This window comes from Pantoea sp. UBA5923 (assembly GCF_002431095.1).
In the GTDB taxonomy this organism is placed as follows: domain Bacteria; phylum Pseudomonadota; class Gammaproteobacteria; order Enterobacterales; family Enterobacteriaceae; genus Pantoea; species Pantoea piersonii.
In genome coordinates, this window is the sequence record NZ_DJDN01000060.1 from 37,676 (window position 1) to 38,296 (window position 621).

General features: G+C 56.5%; 2 protein-coding genes. Both read right to left on the bottom strand.

The genetic code is table 11. The annotated features are described in order from the left end of the window. Positions 1–255 (bottom strand): cupredoxin domain-containing protein (locus B3797_RS14250; RefSeq protein WP_311791421.1); only part of this gene is annotated, 255 nt, incomplete at its 3' end. A gap of 4 nt (positions 256–259) precedes the next feature. Continuing rightward, a partial coding sequence (locus tag B3797_RS14255; RefSeq protein ID WP_311791422.1) for an FTR1 family protein occupies positions 260–621 on the bottom strand: 362 nt, incomplete at its 5' end.

Here is a 621-nt window from a genome sequence, read left to right on the forward strand (position 1 = left end):
GTGGCTGAAGCCCGGCGCGATATTCTCACGCTCTTCCACCACCAGAACGCCTTTCAGAATCTCCCACTCCAGCGCTTTCTGGCTGTTGTTCTTAATCAGAAACTGGGTTTTACCTGCCTTGACCGTTAGCTGCATCGGTTCGCACTGGGTATCCGTCACGCTGACGGTAACTTGCGGAATATCGGCAGCCGCAGCGGTTCCCGACAACGCCAGCAAAGAAGCCAGCAGAGTTTTGCGGCGAAAGCGAATCATCATAAAGTTATCCCTGTTTAGTAGAAAGTTGGCGCGCCGGACGAGCCGGCAGTAAAAACAGCAGCAGCGCCGGAATAAGATAAAGAAAATAGACGGCCACTTCGCTGATGCTGGGCGTCTCCTGATAGCCGAGCACGCCCTCAAGCAGCGTACCCGCCAGCGAATGCGTGGAGAGCACGTTGCTCAGATCGAAGGCGACAGATTGAAAGTGATTCCAGAGGCCCGCCTCATGAAATGCGCGGATAGCGCCCGCCGCCAGCCCGGCAGCGACAAACAAAATAAACAGGCTGCTCCAGCGGAAGAAGTACGCCATATTCAGGCGAACGCCGCCCCAGTAGAGCAACATTCCCAGCACCACCGCCGTCGCCA